This window comes from Bacillus infantis, from assembly GCF_050107595.1.
Classification (GTDB): Bacteria; Bacillota; Bacilli; order Bacillales; family Cytobacillaceae; genus Bacillus_AB; species Bacillus_AB infantis_C.
The window spans coordinates 1-451 of the sequence record NZ_JBNILH010000032.1; the positions used below are offsets into that span (position 1 = coordinate 1).

1 rRNA gene is annotated in these 451 nt (G+C 43.9%); it reads left to right on the forward strand.

The window, feature by feature from the left end:
• Positions 1-114 (forward strand): 5S ribosomal RNA (rrf, locus tag ACQCVH_RS25300); the annotation flags it as partial.
• Positions 115-451: the final 337 nt, after the last annotated feature.

Sequence of the window (451 nt, forward strand, 5' to 3'; positions counted from 1 at the left end):
GGTGGCGATAGCGAGAAGGTCACACCCGTTCCCATACCGAACACGGAAGTTAAGCTTCTCAGCGCCGATGGTAGTTGGGGGCTCTCCCCCTGTGAGAGTAGGACGCTGCCGGGCGAAGACAAAGAGAATGTTCTTTGTCTTTTTTAATCCCTTGCTGATGGAATATTATTCCTCACGGTAAAGGGTTGACCCGTAACACCGCTGGTGTTATGATAGTCAGGCACCTTTTAGAGCTGATGCTCAGAACAAAATTTTTTTAAAAAAAGTTGTTGACGAAGGCTGCTAAAAATGTTATTCTAATATAGTTGCTTTAAACGAGCGACTGAGATTGTTCTTTGAAAACTGAACGAACAAAAACGTCAACGTTAATCTTATTTTTATCAGAGCTAAATCTTACTCTTATATGGAGAGTTTGATCCTGGCTCAGGACGAACGCTGGCGGCGTGCCTAA